This window comes from Bacillus sp. P4_D3 (genome assembly GCF_056401855.1).
Genome location: NZ_JBFUIN010000569.1, coordinates 1 through 1,998, shown reverse-complemented (window position 1 = coordinate 1,998; position 1,998 = coordinate 1). Strand labels below are relative to the sequence as shown.

Below are 1,998 nucleotides of genomic sequence, written 5' to 3'. Positions count from 1 at the left end.
GAGTATTTTCTTTTTAAGTTTTTTTATTACATTACCTATTTTAACATCGTATTCAAAGGTGCTTAATACACCGGTATTTGGTGATGTTACATGGGCGTGGGTATTTGCTTTTGCGCAATTTATAATGACATGGGCATTATGTATGATTTATAGCAAAAAAGCAGAATCCTTTGATGAAATCTCGCGAAAAATTCTGCAAGATATGCAACAAGGGAGGGGCTGACTTTGAATACAACCGCCTTTGCGTTATTTTTAATTATCGTCCTTGGTACACTTGTTATAACTTATTTCGCATCGAAAAAAACGAAAAATGCGAGTGAATTTTATACGGCTGGAGGGGGATTAACTGGTTGGCAAAATGGCCTGGCGATTGCCGGGGATTACATGTCTGCTGCGTCATTTCTTGGCATCGCCGGAGCGATAGCTTTAACAGGATTTGATGGGTTCTTTTATAGTATAGGTTTCTTAGTTGCTTACTTAGTTGTATTATACCTAGTTGCAGAACCGCTTAGAAATTTAGGGAAGTATACGTTAGCGGATATGATTGCGGCGCGTTTTGATGCGAAAAAGGTTCGTGGTATTGCAGCACTTAATACGATGACGATTTCGATTTTTTATATGATTGCACAATTAGTTGGTGCGGGTGCACTTATTAAATTATTATTAGGAATTGAATATACGACATCTGTTTTAATCGTTGGTACACTAATGACAGTTTACGTTATTTTTGGAGGTATGACTGCTACAAGTTGGGTACAAATTGTAAAGGCTGTACTACTTATGGCAGGTACATTTATTATTTCTGTTATCGTTTTCTCCAAATTTAATTTCAGTGTGACAGAAATGTTCGCTCAAATGAAAACAGCTACTCCATTGAAGGAATCGTTTTTAAATCCAGGAGTAAAGTATAAAGATGGTCTGGATACACTTTCTTTAAATTTAGGACTAGTTCTTGGTACGGCAGGATTACCGCATATTCTTGTCCGCTTTTTCACAGTACGTGATGCAAAAACTGCACGTCAATCAGTTGTGTACGCTACGTGGTTAATTGGTGCATTTTATATTATGACGATTTTCTTAGGATTTGGTGCGGCGGCGTTTGTAGGGAATGAGGCAATTATTCAAGCAAATCCAGCCGGTAATATGGCAGCACCTTTATTAGCTAAAGCATTAGGTGGAGATTTCTTATTCGCATTCGTATCGGCGATTGCTTTTGCAACAATTTTAGCTGTAGTAGCAGGTCTTGTATTAACAGCGGCTTCCGCATTTGCTCATGATTTTTATAACGAGATTATTCGCAAAGGAAAATCAACGGAAAAAGAGCAAGTTTCAATGGCTCGTTATGCGTCTATTGGAGTAGCGATAGTATCTATTATACTTGCTTTATTTGCGCAAACATTAAACGTAGCATTTTTAGTATCACTAGCATTTGCAGTTGCAGCGAGTGCAAATTTACCAGTTATATTATTTACAATATATTGGAAGCGTTTTAATACAACGGGTGCAATTTGTGGTATGATTGTTGGTCTTGTATCAGCAATTGTTCTTGTTGGGTTAAGTCCAAATGTTTGGAATCCCGTGGTAGGGAAAGCTATATTTGTTGGAGAGGCGATATTCCCATATACGACACCTGGAATTGTTTCTATTCCGCTTGGATTCCTTGCAGCATATTTAGGAACTGTTTTCTCTAGTAAGAAAGAAGATGCAGCAAAGTTTGATGAAATTCTTGTGAAATCTAATACTGGTCATGGTATTAGTGATGCTTCTTCACATTAAAAAAAGAGGAGCTTTTCGAAATATAAGAAAAGCTTCTATTTCTTTTGGCATTTTCTTATAAAGTGAAACTTTAATCAGTGTGGGGGATTGCTCATCCCCCCACACTGATTATTAGCCYWCACCAATCGGGCGTTTAYGGGCAGTTAATCTCCCACCTAACTTCTTTGCTCCAGCTGAATTTTTGGGTGGGAGTTTTACTGCCCGTTAATGCGGGATAAATAT

2 protein-coding genes are annotated in these 1,998 nt (G+C 37.7%); both read left to right on the top strand.

The features are described from left to right. On the top strand, positions 1 to 223 hold a 223-nt coding region (locus AC1DTM_RS24145; RefSeq protein WP_477001075.1), incomplete at its 5' end, for a DUF485 domain-containing protein. A 2-nt stretch (positions 224 to 225) separates the two neighbouring features. Further along, complete coding sequence (locus AC1DTM_RS24140; RefSeq protein ID WP_002201091.1) at positions 226 to 1,776, top strand: solute symporter family protein; 1,551 nt, start codon at positions 226 to 228, stop codon at positions 1,774 to 1,776. Positions 1,777 to 1,998: the final 222 nt, after the last annotated feature.